This is a genomic window from Pseudomonas sp. FG86 (genome assembly GCF_057808775.1).
Genome location: NZ_JBMDIS010000057.1, coordinates 1 through 15,005, shown reverse-complemented (window position 1 = coordinate 15,005; position 15,005 = coordinate 1). Strand labels below are relative to the sequence as shown.

Below are 15,005 nucleotides of genomic sequence, written 5' to 3'. Positions count from 1 at the left end.
GAACACCCACTAGGCAAACTTTCCGACGAAGTGCACATTGATCGCCCTTCCGCAGATGTCTGACGAGTGTGCTGGGAGTTGAATAGAACTGCTGAGAAACGTATGTCCGACCACGATATTTTGAGCGATGCCGAGCGCGAGGCGCTGAGCGCCGTGATGCTGGAGCCTGATTTACCGCCACAACGCGTGTTGATTGTTGACGACGACAAGGACGCGCGGGAATTGTTGGCGGAGATCCTGAGGCTGGATGATATTGGCTGCATGACCGCTGACAGCGGTGAGGCGGCGTGGGACTTGTTGAGCTCCAGCAGCTCCATCGGCTTGTTGATCACTGACCTGCGCATGGAGCCCAGCAGTGGCTTGGAACTGATCCGCAAGGTACGTGGATCCACTCGCGCGGCATTGCCGATCATCATCATGTCGGGGGACGCGGACGCCAAGGACGTGATTGATGCTATGCATGATGGTGTATTGGACTTCCTGCTCAAGCCGATCGATAGCGTGAAGTTGGCGAAGATGGTCAAGCGTGAGTTGGGGATGACGCAGTAAAGCCTGTGAAACAAAAAAAGCCCTGATCGCGAGATCAGGGCTTTCTTTTACCTGTAGGAGCGAGCTTGCTCGCGAAAACCGTGAACGAAAACGCAGTGTTATCAGATAGCCCGCGTTGCCTGTTGGTTCTTCGCGAGCAAGCTCGCTCCTACAGGGGCCGCGTTGGTTACAGGCCGTTTTTGGCCTTGAACTCCCGACGCTTGCGGTGCAATACCGGCTCGGTATAACCATTCGGTTGCTTGGTCCCTTCAATCACCAATTCCACCGCCGCCTGGAACGCGATATTGCTATCGAAATCCGGCGCCAGCGGACGGTACAACGCATCCCCGGCATTCTGACGGTCCACCACCGGCGCCATGCGCTTGAGGCTTTCCATCACCTGGTCCTGAGTCACAACGCCGTGGCGCAGCCAGTTGGCGATGTGCTGGCTGGAGATGCGCAGGGTGGCGCGGTCTTCCATCAGGCCGACGTCGTTGATGTCCGGCACTTTGGAGCAGCCAACGCCTTGGTCGATCCAGCGGACGACGTAGCCGAGGATGCCCTGGGCGTTGTTATCCAGTTCGTTGCGGATCTCTTCCTCGGACCAATCAGTGTTCTTGGCCAGGGGAATGGTCAGGATATCGTCCACCGACGCGCGTTCGCGCTTGGCCAGTTCGGCCTGGCGCGCGAACACGTCGACCTTGTGGTAGTGCAGCGCGTGCAGCGCCGCAGCGGTAGGCGATGGGACCCAAGCAGTATTGGCGCCGGCCAACGGGTGGGCGATTTTCTGTTCGAGCATCGCCGCCATCAGGTCGGGCATTGCCCACATGCCTTTACCGATCTGTGCACGACCTTGCAGGCCGGTGCTCAAGCCGATATCGACGTTCCAGTTTTCATAGGCGCCGATCCACTTCTCGGTTTTCATGGCGGCCTTGCGCACCATCGCGCCGGCCTCCATGGAGGTGTGGATTTCGTCGCCGGTACGGTCGAGGAAGCCGGTGTTGATAAACACCACGCGCTCGCTGGCGGCCTTGATACAGGCCTTGAGGTTGACCGTGGTGCGGCGCTCCTCGTCCATGATCCCGACTTTGAGGGTATTGCGCGGCAGGTTCAGCACGTCTTCGATGCGACCGAACAGCTCGTTGGTGAACGCGGCTTCTTCCGGGCCGTGCATCTTCGGCTTCACGATGTAGACCGAACCGGTACGGCTGTTCTTGCGGCTGCTGTTGCCGTTGAGGCTATGGATCGCCGCCAGGCTGGTCAGCAGGCCGTCGAGGATACCTTCCGGTACTTCGTTGCCCGCTTTGTCGAGGATCGCGTCGATGGTCATCAGGTGACCCACGTTGCGCACGAACAGCAGCGAACGGCCGTGCAGCGTCACGTCCTGGCCATCCACGCCGGTGTAGACGCGGTCGGGGTTCATGGTGCGGGTGAAGGTCTTGCCACCCTTGGCCACTTCCTCGGCCAAGTCACCCTTCATCAGGCCGAGCCAGTTGCGGTAGATCACCACTTTGTCGTCGGCATCGACGGCGGCGACGGAGTCTTCGCAGTCCATGATAGTGGTCAGCGCGGCCTCCATCAGGACGTCTTTGACGCCGGCAGCGTCGGTCTGGCCGACTGGGGTGCTGGCGTCGATCTGGATTTCGAAGTGCAGGCCGTTGTGTTTCAGCAGGATCGCAATCGGCTGGGCCGCGGGGCCCTGGAAGCCGATCAACTGCGCGTCGTCGCGCAGGCCGCTGTTACTGCCGCCCTTGAGGCTGACAATCAGCTTGCCATCAGCGATTTTATAGCCGGTGGAGTCGACATGGCTGCCGGCGCTGAGCGGTGCAGCCTCGTCGAGGAAGGCGCGGGCGAAGGCGATGACCTTGTCGCCGCGCACCTTGTTGTAGCCCTTGCCCTTTTCGGCGCCGTCGGCTTCGCTGATGGCATCGGTGCCATACAGCGCGTCATACAGCGAGCCCCAGCGTGCATTCGAGGCGTTGAGGGCGAAACGGGCGTTCATCACCGGCACCACCAGCTGCGGGCCGGCCATGCGGGCGATTTCGTCGTCGACGTTTTGGGTCGAGGCCTGGAAGTCTGCGGCTTCTGGCAGCAGGTATCCGATATCTTGCAGGAAGGCCTTGTAGGCCACCGGGTCATGGGCCTGGCCGGCGTGGGTCTGGTGCCAGGTGTCGATCCGCGCTTGGAAATCGTCGCGTTTGGCGAGTAGGGCTTTGTTCTTCGGTGCCAGGTCGTGGATGACCTTGTCGGCGCCGGCCCAGAACTGGTCGGCAGTGATGCCGGTACCGGGAATGGCTTCGTTGTTCACGAAGTCGAACAGGACTTTGGCGACCTGCAGGCCACCGACTTGAACGTGTTCAGTCATTGCTTGCCTCACTCTGCGGAGCTTATGCGCTTTTCAGCTTTTCAATTTACCAATGAAGCCTCTGGCCATTTAAACCACGAACCCGATCCCCCAGTACATGCCGTCGAGGCGGCTGGGCTGGCGGGTTATCGTGATACGTTGGCGCCTTGGCAGACATCGACCTAACGTTATGTAGTGCGCGACTGGGCATACTACATGATGATTTGCGGTTGTGAAAATTAGACTAAATACGTCGTTTAGCGACCCACTTTGGTCGTACGGTCACAGTGGGGTATGGGATGTTCTCAAAAAACCATGAGATTGTTCCATATAAATATAAAAATGGTACACGATTTGTTTTCATGGGCTGCGGCGTCCACCTTGTAGGAGCGCGCTCGCTCGCGAACAACCTGAGGGTGCCGTTGGGTGTCAGTATTCCCGCGCTATCGTTAACGACCTTCGCGAGCACTCTCGCTCCTATCGGTATCAGCACCAGAGGGCTTTGCCATGGACCATCTTGTACTCACTATTATCGCCGCCGACAAACCCGGCCTGGTCGAACGCGTCGCGCAGAACATCGCGGTCCACGGTGGCAACTGGCTCGAGAGTCGCATGGCTCACATGGCTGGCCAGTTTGCCGGGATTCTGCGAGTCAGCGTGCCGGCGGAGAACCGTCAGGCGTTGGTCGATGCGCTGGAGGATTTATCCACACACGGCATTCGCGTGCTGGTGGGGGAGGGCAGCACTGGCCAGGCTGTGGCGTCCAAATCGATTCTGATGACGCTGGTGGGCAATGACCGTTCGGGCATCGTGCGCGAGATCACGGCGCTGTTGAGCAAGCAGGGCGTGAACCTGGGGAGCCTGAGCACCGATGTGCGCCCAGCGCCCATGAGTGGCGACCCACTGTTTACCGCCGAGGCGCTGTTGCAGGTGCCGGCGACGTTATCCCTGGATGACTTGCAGCAATCCCTGGAAACCTTGGCAGACGACCTGATGGTGGAACTGCACAACGAGGAATAATCTGCCCACCAGGTTATGCATGGAAATCTTGCATGGGCCTGTGGATAACCTGTAGAGACTCGGCCCCAGGCCACGTCGGCCGGCCGTCTTCGTTATCTGAGCAAAAAACGAGCAGTTTCAACGGCTTGTGCACAAATGACGGGGACCAGGCTGTGGATAACCTTGGGGTGAATGTCTGCAAGCCACGCGGGCCGTGGCTTGCACAGGTTTGTACGTTATTTGATCAGCGTTTGCGCACGGTCAGCCAGGCGTCCACGCTATAGACCACCAGGCCGGCCCAGATAAAGGCGAAAGCGAGCAGGGTGCTGGGCGCCAGGTGTTCACCGAACAGCAGGACGGCTTCCAGCAGCACCAGGGTCGGCGCCACATACTGCAAAAAGCCCAGGGCGGTGTAGGGCAAATGCCGTGCGGCGGCGTTGAAGCACACCAGCGGGATCAGCGTCACCGGGCCCGCCGCTACCAGCCACCAGGCTTCGGACGTGCTCCAGAATGCCAGTTGCGCACTGTGGGCCGACGGATTGAACAGCAACCATGCCACGGCGATCGGCACCAGCATCCAGGTTTCCACCACCAGCCCCGGCAGCGCCTTGACCGGCGCCTGCTTGCGGATCAGGCCGTAGAAACCAAAGGTCAGCGCCAGCACTAAAGATACCCACGGCAAGCTCCCCACCTGCCACACCTGTTGCGCCACACCCACCGCGGCCAGCCCCACGGCCACCCATTGCAGGCGACGCAGCCGCTCGCCGAGCAGCAGCATGCCCAGCAGCACATTCACCAGCGGGTTGATGTAGTAGCCCAGGCTGGCTTCGAGCATGCGCCCGCTGTTCACCGACCATACATAGGTCAGCCAGTTACCGGCGATCAACGAACCGCTGAGGGCCAGGATCGCCAGGCGCTTGGGGTTGTCGCGCAGTTCGCGGAACCAGCCGGGATGTTTCCAGGCCATCAACAGCAAGCTGCCAAACAGCGCCGACCACAGCACGCGGTGCACGATGATTTCGGCGGCGGGAACACTGGCGATGGCTTTGAAGTAGAGCGGGAACAGACCCCAGATGACGTAGGTACTCAGGCCCAGGATGTACCCCTTGCGGGGGTTGGCGGCGTGCATTGCAGAATCCTTGCTTAGGCAGCTAACAAAGCGCGATTGTAAGGATATTTGTCAACCAATGGGACTGGATTGGTAATGAGGTCTGCTTTGTGTGGGAGGGGGCAAGCCCCCTGCCACATTAAAAACAATCAGAAGAGTTTCAGCGGCTCTTCGTTGAGGGCTGAGAGCTGCTCACGCAATGCCAGCACCTGGTCACCCCAATACCGCTCGCTGCCAAACCACGGGAAGCTGTGGGGGAACGCCGGGTCGTCCCAGCGTCGTGCCAGCCAGGCGCTGTAGTGCATCAGGCGCAAGGCGCGCAACGGTTCGATCAGGGCCAGTTCGCGCGGGTCGAAGTCGTGGAACTCCTGATAGCCGTCCATCAACTCGGACAACTGGCCGAGGCATTCCTGGCGGTCGCCGGCGAGCATCATCCACAGGTCCTGCACCGCCGGGCCCATGCGGCAGTCATCCAGGTCGACGATGTGGAACATTTCGTCGCGACACATCATGTTGCCGGGGTGGCAATCGCCGTGCATGCGGATGTTCTTGTGCGGCGTGGCCTTGTACACCTCTTCCACACGCTTGAGCAGGTCGCGGGCGACGGACTCGTAGGCCGGCAGCAGGCTTTTGGGAATGAAATTGCCTTCGAGCAGGGTCGTGAGGGAGTCGTGACCGAAGTTCTTCACCCCGAGGGCTTCGCGGTGTTCGAAGGGGCGGGTGGCGCCGACGGCGTGCAAGCGCCCGAGCAACTGCCCGAGGCGGTACAACTGGTCGAGGTTGCCCGGCTCCGGCGCGCGGCCGCCACGGCGAGGAAACAGGGTGAAGCGGAAACCGGCGTGTTCGAACAGGCTCTCGCCGTTATGGATCATCGGCGCGACCACCGGCACATCGCACTCGGCGAGCTCGAAGGTAAAGCTGTGTTCTTCGAGGATGGCTTCGTTGGTCCAGCGCTGCGGACGATAGAACTTGGCGATCAGCGGCTCGGAGTCTTCGATGCCCACCTGATAGACGCGGTTTTCGTAGCTGTTGAGCGCCAATACGCGGGCGTCGCTGAGAAAACCGATGCTTTCGACGGCGTCGAGAACCAGATCGGGAGTGAGTGTTTCAAACGGATGGGCCATACGAACTCCTGCGCGCAGCAGGTCGCCGCGTCCGGCCGGGTATGGTAACGCACCGGGCTTGAGATAGGGGGTGACTGTGCGATTGCTATCGGGGGCAAGCCCCCTCCCACAGTTGACCGCGTTTAACCTGTAGGAACGCGGACCAATGTGGGAGGGGGCTTGCCCCCGATAGCGGCCCGTCAGGCGCCGACAACCCCGCCGTCTTCCCGCCGAATCGCCATCACCGACGATCGCGGCTTGCCATTGGGCAGGTGCTCCGGCCAAGTCGAACCGCCGGTTTCACCTGGATGCTGAATCCCCACAAACAGGGTCTTCTGATCCGGCGAAAAGCTGATCCCCGTCACTTCACAGGCCACCGGCCCCACCATGAAGCGGCGAATTTCTCCGGTGCTCGGGTCGGCGCAGAGCATCTGGTTGTTGCCCATGCCGGCGAAGTCGCCGCCGTTGCTGTAGTCGCCGTCGGTGAGAATCCACAGGCGCCCGGCCTTGTCGAAACCCAGGCCATCGGGACTGTTGAACATGTTTTGCGGGTTGATATTGGACGAGCCGCCCTTGGGTGTGCCGGCGTGTACGCCTGGGTTGCCGGCGACCACAAACAGGTCCCAGGTAAAGTCCGGGGCACCGTGGTCATCGGCGTTGGCCTTCCAACGCAGGATCTGGCCGTAGACGTTTTTCTCGCGCGGGTTAGGGCCGCCCACTGGCTGGCCGTCTTCGCCCCGCTTGGCGTTGTTGGTCAGGGTGCAATAAACCTGGCCGTCAGTGGGGCTGACCACGATCCATTCCGGGCGGTCCATGCGCGTGGCTTTCACCACGCTGGCGGCCAGGCGTGCGTGGATCAGTACTTCGGCCTGGCTGGCAAAACCGGTGCTGGCGTCGATGCCGTTTTTGCCATGGGTCAGCTCGACCCATTGCCCTTTGCCCTTGGGATGATCGGCGTTGCCGTCGCCCGCATCGAAGATGGCCACGTACAAGGTGCCGTGGTCGAGCAGGTCTTTGTTGGCCTTGGGGTTCTTGTGGTTGATCTTGTCGCGGCTGACGAACTTGTAGATAAATTCGCCGCGCTCGTCGTCGCCCATGTACACCACGGCGCGGCCGTCGCGGGTTTGCGCCAAGGCGGCGTTCTCGTGCTTGAAACGGCCCAGGGCGGTGCGTTTGGCCGGGGTGGATTGCGGGTCGAACGGATCGATTTCCACGACCCAGCCGTGGCGGTTGAGTTCATTGGGGTTCTTGGCCATGTCGAAGCGCGGGTCGTGCAAGTGCCAGTTGATCTCTTTGCTGGCGGCCACCACGCCATAGCGTTTCTGCCCGGCATCGAACGCTTGCTGGGGGTTGCTGCTACCAAAGCAGTCGGTGAAGTTCTCTTCGCACGTCAGGTAAGTGCCCCATGGGGTCTTGCCGTTGGCGCAGTTCTGGAAGGTACCGAGGACTTTTTTGCCGGACTTGTCGGCGCTGGTTTTCAACCATTCGTGGCCAGCGGCGGGGCCGCTCAGGCGGATCGGCGAATTGCCGTGGATACGCCGGTTGTAACGCGAGTCCTGGACGAACTGCCAGGTGTCGCCCTGGCGCCGCACTTCGATCACTGACACACCTTCGCTGGCCTGGGCCTTGTGCACGTCTTCGGCCGATTGCGGCGCGCCGCCGTGGGCGAAGAGGTAGCGGTAGTTGGTGTATTCATTGTTGATCGCCAACAGCGCGCGGTTGTCATCGCCGGGGAAGGCGAACAGGCTCATGCCGTCGTTGTTGTCACCGAACTGCTGCTCCTGGGCCTTGGCCGTGCCGTTGCCGGACGGGTCGAAGGCCGGCGCGTTCTTGTGCAGCGGCTGGCCCCAGCTGATCAGCACCGAGGCGGTATAGCCGGGTGGCAGGCTTATGGCGTCGCTGGTGGCGGCGGCGATACTGGCAAAGCCCAACAACGGGCTGGCGGAGGCGGCGTTGACGGCGAGTGCGCTGCGGGTCAGCAGGTTGCCGCCGAGGAACATCGCGGCACCGCACAGGGCTCCGGCGCCGATAAAGCGACGGCGGGTCAGGCCGACCATCTGTTCGAGGTCGGTGGCTTGGTTTTCTTCTAATAGGCTCATGTCAGGCTCCCTGCGGTTTTTGCAGACACCATAAGGAGCGGGCGTGACGAAATTGTTGCAGTTTGAAGGTGGGCGCAGCAGGACGCGCGCCTAGACCGGCGTCCCCAGCAGTACATTGCTCGGTGCGAATTGCACTTGGACGGTTCTGCCTACGGCAGTGCCCAGCGCCTTAAGGGCGTCAGGCTGCGCCAGGGCGCATAAAACCTGGCCGCTGGGCAGGGCGATGCGCACTTCGCTGGGGCCGTCCTCGGCGGCGAGAATCGCGTCGACGGTACCGCTCATATAATTGTGTCCGGGTGTTGCTGGCGCCCCGGCGGCGAGCAATTCGAGCCAGCCGGCCTTGATCAGCGCGACCACTTCCACGCCGTTCTCCAGCTCCAGTCGTTGCGTGCTGTCGTGAGTGATCTGCGCATGCAAACTCAGGCCGCCGGCCAGTTGCAGGTGGATCAGGTCATTACGGCCATGGCTGTCGATGCCGATGACCTGGCCGTGCAATTGGTTGCGGGCGCTGGTGCGCAGCATCAAGCGGCCCAGCAGGTTGAAATCGCTGGCGGCTTCGGCCGACCCCAAGACCTCGGCCTGCAACACTTGCAGGCGTTGGTAGAGGCGCAGTACACGCTCACCTTCGGCTGTCAGCTTGGCGCCGCCGCCGCCCTTGCCGCCGACACTGCGTTCCACCAGCGGCTTTTGCGCCAGGTTGTTTAGTTCATCGATCGCGTCCCAGGCGGCCTTGTAACTCAGGCCGGCGCTTTTGGCGGCGCGGGTGATGGAGCCCTGCTCGGCAATGTGGCCCAGCAAGGCGATACGCTGGGGGCGGCGGATGATGTGTTGGCTGAGGGAAGTGGGCAGGGACATGGGAATACGCTTCGATGAGATGCAGGGACGTTGCCGCCCTGGCGCACGGGAGTCAAGTCAGGCGCCTGGTTTGGGCGTGCGGGCCAGGCAGTACACATCGACCTGCCGCGCGCCGGCCTCCATCAACAGTTGCGCCAGGCTGTGGGCGGTGGCGCCGGTGGTGAGCACATCGTCCACCAGCGCCAGGTGACGGCCCTGCACCTGGGCGCCGGGTGCCAGGGCAAAGGCGCTGAGCAGGTTGCGCCTGCGAGCCTTGGCGTCGAGGGTTTGTTGCGCCACGGTTTCATGGGGACGTAACAACAGGTGCTCATCGTATTCGAGGTCCAGCTCGGCGCTGAGCCAGCGAGCCAGCATCAGTGCCTGGTTATAGCCACGTTCGCGCAGGCGCTTGCGGGCCAGGGGCACGGGCAGCAGGCAGTCCGGGCGGCTGAGGTCGGCCTGCTCGAAGCGATGTTGCAGGTAGCGCGCAAGCAAACGCCCCAGCAGATGCCCGAGCGGCCAGCGAGCCTGGTGCTTGAAGCGGCTGATGAGGGTGTCGACCGGGAAACTGTAGGACCAGGGGGCGACCACCTGTTTAAAGGCCGGCGGGTATTTTTGGCATTGGCCGCAGACCAGACCCTCCATCGGCAAGGGCAGGGCGCACACTTCGCACTGTTCCATCAGCCACGGCAGCTCGGTTTCGCAGACGTTGCACACGCAATCGGCGGTTTCGGTCGCCTCATCGCAGATTAAACAGATTTGTGTGTTTTTTAACCAGATGTAAACCTGGCGTTTGTATCTCGGTTGACAGTGCATGATTCTTCCTTAAATATGCCGAGCATCCGTGTCGTGCCTGTGGGTATTGCCCTTCCCACAGCGAAAGCCCAAGCATAATCAAGGAATCGCCCATGAGCGCCAGCACCACTGCAACCCTGCGTCACGATTGGTCCTTAGCCGAAGTCAAAGCCCTGTTCGTGCAGCCGTTCAATGACCTGTTGTTCCAGGCGCAGACCGTGCACCGCGCGCATTTCGATGCCAACCGTGTGCAGGTGTCGACGTTGCTGTCGATCAAGACCGGTGCCTGCCCGGAAGATTGCAAATATTGTCCGCAGTCGGGCCACTACAACACGGGCCTCGAAAAAGAAAAGCTGCTGGAAGTGCAGAAGGTCCTCGAAGAGGCTGCGCGCGCCAAAGCCATCGGCTCGACGCGCTTCTGCATGGGCGCTGCGTGGAAACACCCGTCGGCCAAAGACATGCCCTACGTGCTGGAGATGGTCAAGGGCGTGAAGGCCATGGGCCTGGAAACCTGCATGACCCTCGGCCGCCTCGACCAGGACCAGACCCAAGCGCTGGCCCAGGCCGGCCTGGACTACTACAACCACAACCTCGACACCTCGCCGGAGTTCTACGGTTCGATCATCACCACCCGCACCTACGCCGAGCGCCTGCAAACCCTGGCCTACGTGCGGGACTCGGGAATGAAGATCTGCTCCGGCGGCATCCTCGGCATGGGCGAGTCCCTCGACGACCGCGCCAACCTGCTGATCCAGCTGGCCAACCTGCCCGAGCACCCGGAGTCGGTGCCGATCAACATGCTGGTAAAAGTCGCCGGCACGCCGCTGGAAAACGCCGAGGACATCGACCCGTTCGATTTCATCCGCATGCTGGCGGTAGCGCGCATCCTGATGCCGCAGTCCCATGTGCGCCTTTCGGCCGGCCGTGAAGCGATGAATGAGCAGATGCAGGCCCTGGCCTTCTTTGCCGGCGCCAACTCGATTTTCTACGGCGACAAGCTGCTGACCACCGCCAACCCGCAGGCTGACAAGGACATGCAACTGTTCGCGCGCCTGGGCATCCAGCCTGAAGCCCGCGAAGAGCATGCCGATGAAGTGCATCAGGCGGCGATTGAACAGGCGCTGGTGGAGCACAAGAGCAGCGAGCAGTTCTATAACGCCGTTGTTTGATTGAAATACAGAACAACGGTGGGAGGGGGCTTGCCCCCGATTGCGGCGTGTCAGTCGACCTAGGTTTCAACTGACGAATTGCTATCGGGGAAACCCCCCTCCCACCTGTTCTGATCGAGTTGAACCTGCCAGTCCGAGGCCTGCATGTCTTTTGATCTCTCCGCGCGCCTCGCTGCCCGCCGTGCCGAACACCTTTACCGGCAACGCCCGCTGCTCCAGAGCCCTCAAGGCCCGGAAGTGGTGGTCGACGGCCAACCCCTCCTGGCGTTCTGCAATAACGATTACCTGGGCCTTGCCAATCACCCGCACGTGATCGAGGCCTGGCGCGCCGGGGCGTCCCGTTGGGGCGTGGGCGGCGGCGCTTCGCACTTGGTGGTGGGCCATGCCACGCCGCACCATGAGCTGGAAGAAGCCCTGGCCGACCTCACCGGTCGCCCGCGGGCATTGCTGTTTACCACCGGCTACATGGCCAACCTCGGTGCAGTCACCGCGCTGGTGGGGCAGGGCGATACCGTGCTGGAAGACCGCCTCAACCACGCTTCGTTGCTGGACGCTGGCCTGCTGTCGGGCGCGCGCTTCAATCGCTACCTGCACAACGACGCCGAGAGCCTGGCCAAGCGCCTGGAGAAAGCCAGCGGCAACACCCTGGTGGTCACCGACGGCGTGTTCAGCATGGATGGCGACCTGGCCGACCTGCCAGCGCTGGCCCGTGAAGCGCGAGCCAAGGGCGCCTGGTTGATGGTGGATGACGCCCATGGCTTTGGCCCGTTGGGTGCCAACGGTGGCGGGATCGTCGAGCATTTCGGCTTGAGCCAGGACGACGTGCCGGTGCTGGTCGGTACCCTGGGCAAAGCGTTCGGCACCGCCGGGGCGTTTGTGGCGGGCAGCGAGGAGTTGATCGAAAGCCTGATCCAGTTTGCCCGGCCGTATATCTACACCACCAGCCAGCCACCGGCGCTGGCTTGCGCCACCCTCAAAAGCCTGGAGCTGTTGCGCACCGAGCATTGGCGACGCGAGCACCTTAATCGCCTGATCCGCCAGTTCCGCCAGGGCGCCGAGCAGCTCGGGCTGGACTTGATGGACAGCTTTACACCGATCCAGCCGATACTGATCGGCGACAGTGCCAAGGCCGTGCGCCTGTCGCAGATGCTGCGCGAGCGTGGCCTGATGGTCACCGCGATCCGCCCACCCACCGTGCCTGCCGGCAGCGCGCGGTTGCGTGTGACATTGACGGCCGCCCACAGCGAGGCGCAGGTGCAGCTATTGTTAAATGCGTTGGAGGCGTGTTTCCGCTTGCTGGGTGCCACGGAGCCCGACCATGCGTGATCGACTGATTCTGTTGCCCGGCTGGGGCCTCGGCGTGTCACCGCTGGAGCCGTTGGCCGCCGCCCTGCGTGGGCTGGACGAACACTTGCAGGTGCAGATCGAGCCGTTGCCGGCGTTGGATTCCTGCGACCTGGAGGAGTGGCTCGACGAACTCGACGCCACGCTGCCGGACAACGCCTGGCTGGGCGGTTGGTCGCTGGGCGGTATGCTCGCTTCCGAGCTGGCTGCAAGGCGTGGCGAGCGCTGTTGCGGCCTGCTGACCCTGGCGAGCAACCCGTGTTTCGTCGCCCACGATGGCTGGCCGAATGCGATGCCCGGCGAGACCTTCGATGCTTTTTTGGCGGGCTGCCACGCCGATTCCCAAGTCACGCTCAAGCGTTTTGGCCTGTTGTGCGCCAAGGGTGCCGAGGACCCACGCGGGCTTTCGCGATTACTGGTCAGCGGTGCGCCGAATTCACCCGCCAGCGTGTTGATGCCAGGCCTTGAGTTGCTGGCCCAACTCGATACCCGCGCCGCCCTGCAAGCGTTTCGCGGCCCCCAGTTGCACCTGTTTGCCGGCCTGGACGGGCTGGTGCCGGCCGAAGCCGCCAGTGATCTGCTGGCGTTGCTCCCCGATGTGGAAATCGGCCTGATTGAACAGGCCGGTCACGCTTTTCTTCTGGAAGACCCCCACGGCGTGGCGGGGGCAATCCAGGCTTTTTTGCATGAGTGCGTTGATGACTGATTTATCCCATCCTCCCCTGCCAGGCGCCTTGCCGGACAAGCGTCAGGTAGCGGCCTCGTTTTCCCGTGCGGCGGCCAGTTACGACAGTGTCGCCGAGTTGCAGCGGGCGGTGGGGCATGAACTGCTGGCCCGCTTACCGTCTGCCGGGGCGCCGCAACGCTGGCTGGATATGGGCTGTGGCACGGGGTATTTCAGCCGGGTGCTGGGCGGCATGTGGCCCGCCAGCCACGGCGTGGCGCTGGATATTGCCGAAGGCATGCTCAACCATGCACGGCCTCTGGGGGGCGCCGAGCATTTCATCGCCGGCGATGCCGAGCGCCTGCCATTGCGGGATGGCGGTTGCGGGCTGATCTTCTCCAGCCTGGCGGTGCAATGGTGTGCGGACTTCGCGGCGGTGCTCAACGAGGCGTATCGAGTGCTGCAGCCCGGTGGCGTGCTGGCGTTCGCAAGCTTGTGCGTGGGCACCCTGGATGAGTTGCGCGAAAGCTGGCGGGCAGCGGATGGCCTGGTGCACGTCAATCGCTTCCGGACCTTCGAGGCTTACCAGCAGTTGTGCGCGGCCAGTGGCTTGCGTGTGATCAGCCTGGAGCGTCAACCCCATGTGCTGCACTACCCGGATGTGCGCAGCCTGACCCATGAATTGAAGGCGCTGGGGGCGCACAATCTCAACCCTGGGCGACCGGGAGGGTTGACGGGGCGTGCGCGGATTGTTGCACTGGTGAACGCTTATGAGCGGTTCCGTCGGGCCCAGGGCCTGCCGGCGACTTACCAAGTGGTGTACGCCGTACTGGAGAAACCTTTATGAGCGCCGCTTATTTCATCACCGGTACCGACACCGATGTCGGCAAGACCACCGTCGCTGCCGGCCTGCTGCGCGCGGCGCGCCAGGCTGGCAAAAGCACCGCCGCCGGCAAACCGGTTGCCTCCGGTTGCCAGGTCACGCCCAAGGGCCTGCGCAACGCCGACGCCCTGGCGCTGCTCGCTGAGTGTTCATTACCGCTGACGTATGCCGAGGTCAACCCGGTGGCGTTCGAACCGGCCATTGCCCCCCATTTGGCCGCGCGAGAGGCGGGTGTGGCGCTGACGGTGCAGTCGCTGCTCAAACCCATGCAGCAGGTCCTGGCACGGCAAGCAGATTTCACCTTGATCGAAGGCGCGGGCGGCTGGCGCGTGCCATTGGCTGATCAGGACAACCTGTCGGACCTGGCCATGGCGCTCAAGTTACCGGTGATCCTGGTGGTGGGCGTGCGCCTGGGGTGCATCAGCCATGCGTTGTTGACTGCCGAAGCTATCGCAAGGGACGGTTTGCCCCTGGCGGGCTGGGTGGCGAATATCATCGACCCCAAGACCTCTCGTCTGGAAGAAAACCTCGCCACCCTGGCCGAGCGCTTGCCCGCTCCTTGCCTGGGCCGGGTGCCGAAACTCAAGCACGCCAGTGCTGAGGCGGTGGCCGAGCACCTGCAACTGGACCTGCTTGACTGATTTTGGCTATCGATAAGGCATTATGCCATTAGCGTTTTTGACGGGCCTTTTGACAGGATCTCTGCTTCAATTCAACTTCACGATTCTCTTAGCAGGGCCACGCCATGGAAATCTCTGGCAGCAGTGCGTTTTATTCAGGCTTGAGCACCATTCAGGCCGGGCAAAGCCGTGTCGACCAGGCCGCCGGCAAGATTGCCAGCGCCGCGACAACCCAGCCCTCGGATGCGCAGGTAGACCTTCTACGTGCCAACGCCCGCGCCCAGCCGTCCAATTCGGCGAGCAACATGGTGGAAATGGCGCAAGGCAAGTTTCAAGTGGAGCTCGGCGCGAAAGTCGCCAAGGCTTCGGACGAAATGCTCGGCACGTTGATCGATACCTTCGCTTAATCCCTGACCCCCTCTACGCGCGGGCCCGTCGTGGCGAGCGGGCTTGCTGTGGTGAGCGGGCTTGTTGTGGCGAGCGGGCTTGTTGTGGCGAGCGGGCTTGCCCCGCGT

14 protein-coding genes are annotated in these 15,005 nt (G+C 62.5%); 8 read left to right on the top strand and 6 right to left on the bottom strand.

Annotated features, from left to right (window positions below):
* Positions 1 to 102 precede the first annotated feature (102 nt).
* Complete coding sequence (locus ACODSV_RS26215; protein ID WP_024077763.1) at positions 103 to 549, top strand: response regulator; 447 nt, start codon at positions 103 to 105, stop codon at positions 547 to 549.
* 166 nt (positions 550 to 715) lie between these two features.
* Here the strand turns inward: ACODSV_RS26215 and ACODSV_RS26210 are convergent, their stop codons facing one another.
* Positions 716 to 2,893, bottom strand: a complete 2,178-nt coding sequence (locus ACODSV_RS26210; RefSeq protein WP_069077133.1) for a malate synthase G — start codon at positions 2,891 to 2,893, stop codon at positions 716 to 718.
* A 486-nt stretch (positions 2,894 to 3,379) separates the two neighbouring features.
* On the opposite strand from ACODSV_RS26210, the gene ACODSV_RS26205 reads away from it, so the two are divergent.
* On the top strand, positions 3,380 to 3,892 hold the full coding sequence (locus ACODSV_RS26205) for a glycine cleavage system transcriptional repressor (RefSeq protein ID WP_024077761.1): 513 nt from the start codon (positions 3,380 to 3,382) through the stop codon (positions 3,890 to 3,892).
* Between the two features lie 223 nt (positions 3,893 to 4,115).
* Here the strand turns inward: ACODSV_RS26205 and rarD are convergent, their stop codons facing one another.
* The 5 genes from rarD to ACODSV_RS26180 all read right to left on the bottom strand — a co-directional run bounded on the left by rarD (position 4,116) and on the right by ACODSV_RS26180 (position 9,831).
* Positions 4,116 to 5,000, bottom strand: a complete 885-nt coding sequence (gene rarD, locus ACODSV_RS26200; protein ID WP_150095565.1) for an EamA family transporter RarD — start codon at positions 4,998 to 5,000, stop codon at positions 4,116 to 4,118.
* A gap of 128 nt (positions 5,001 to 5,128) precedes the next feature.
* Positions 5,129 to 6,103, bottom strand: coding sequence for a serine/threonine protein kinase (locus tag ACODSV_RS26195; RefSeq protein ID WP_150054638.1), 975 nt, complete (start codon positions 6,101 to 6,103; stop codon positions 5,129 to 5,131).
* Between the two features lie 179 nt (positions 6,104 to 6,282).
* On the bottom strand, positions 6,283 to 8,181 hold the full coding sequence (locus ACODSV_RS26190; RefSeq protein WP_024077758.1) for a PhoX family protein: 1,899 nt from the start codon (positions 8,179 to 8,181) through the stop codon (positions 6,283 to 6,285).
* A 90-nt stretch (positions 8,182 to 8,271) separates the two neighbouring features.
* Entirely contained in the window at positions 8,272 to 9,036 is a 765-nt protein-coding gene (locus ACODSV_RS26185; protein WP_150095411.1) for a TOBE domain-containing protein, read from the bottom strand.
* 57 nt (positions 9,037 to 9,093) lie between these two features.
* Positions 9,094 to 9,831: a ComFC family protein gene (locus tag ACODSV_RS26180; protein ID WP_150055758.1), complete on the bottom strand. Its 738-nt coding sequence runs from the start codon at positions 9,829 to 9,831 to the stop codon at positions 9,094 to 9,096.
* Positions 9,832 to 9,923: 92 nt separating this feature from the next.
* On the opposite strand from ACODSV_RS26180, the gene bioB reads away from it, so the two are divergent.
* The 6 genes from bioB (at position 9,924) to ACODSV_RS26150 (ending at position 14,897) form a co-directional block, all read left to right on the top strand.
* Entirely contained in the window at positions 9,924 to 10,979 is a 1,056-nt protein-coding gene (gene bioB, locus ACODSV_RS26175; protein WP_069077138.1) for a biotin synthase BioB, read from the top strand.
* A 144-nt stretch (positions 10,980 to 11,123) separates the two neighbouring features.
* Complete coding sequence (gene bioF, locus ACODSV_RS26170; RefSeq protein ID WP_150055601.1) at positions 11,124 to 12,305, top strand: 8-amino-7-oxononanoate synthase; 1,182 nt, start codon at positions 11,124 to 11,126, stop codon at positions 12,303 to 12,305.
* The gene (locus tag ACODSV_RS26165) at positions 12,298 to 13,029 is read left to right on the top strand and encodes an alpha/beta fold hydrolase (protein ID WP_024077753.1); all 732 of its coding nucleotides are present in this window, start codon (positions 12,298 to 12,300) and stop codon (positions 13,027 to 13,029) included. Before bioF ends, ACODSV_RS26165 begins: the two co-directional genes overlap by 8 nt.
* The gene (gene bioC / locus ACODSV_RS26160; protein WP_024077752.1) at positions 13,022 to 13,834 is read left to right on the top strand and encodes a malonyl-ACP O-methyltransferase BioC; all 813 of its coding nucleotides are present in this window, start codon (positions 13,022 to 13,024) and stop codon (positions 13,832 to 13,834) included. The genes ACODSV_RS26165 and bioC overlap by 8 nt, the downstream gene beginning before the upstream one ends.
* Positions 13,831 to 14,511: a dethiobiotin synthase gene (gene bioD / locus ACODSV_RS26155; protein ID WP_024077751.1), complete on the top strand. Its 681-nt coding sequence runs from the start codon at positions 13,831 to 13,833 to the stop codon at positions 14,509 to 14,511. Before bioC ends, bioD begins: the two co-directional genes overlap by 4 nt.
* A 104-nt stretch (positions 14,512 to 14,615) precedes the next feature.
* Positions 14,616 to 14,897: a hypothetical protein gene (locus tag ACODSV_RS26150; protein ID WP_024077750.1), complete on the top strand. Its 282-nt coding sequence runs from the start codon at positions 14,616 to 14,618 to the stop codon at positions 14,895 to 14,897.
* Positions 14,898 to 15,005: the final 108 nt, after the last annotated feature.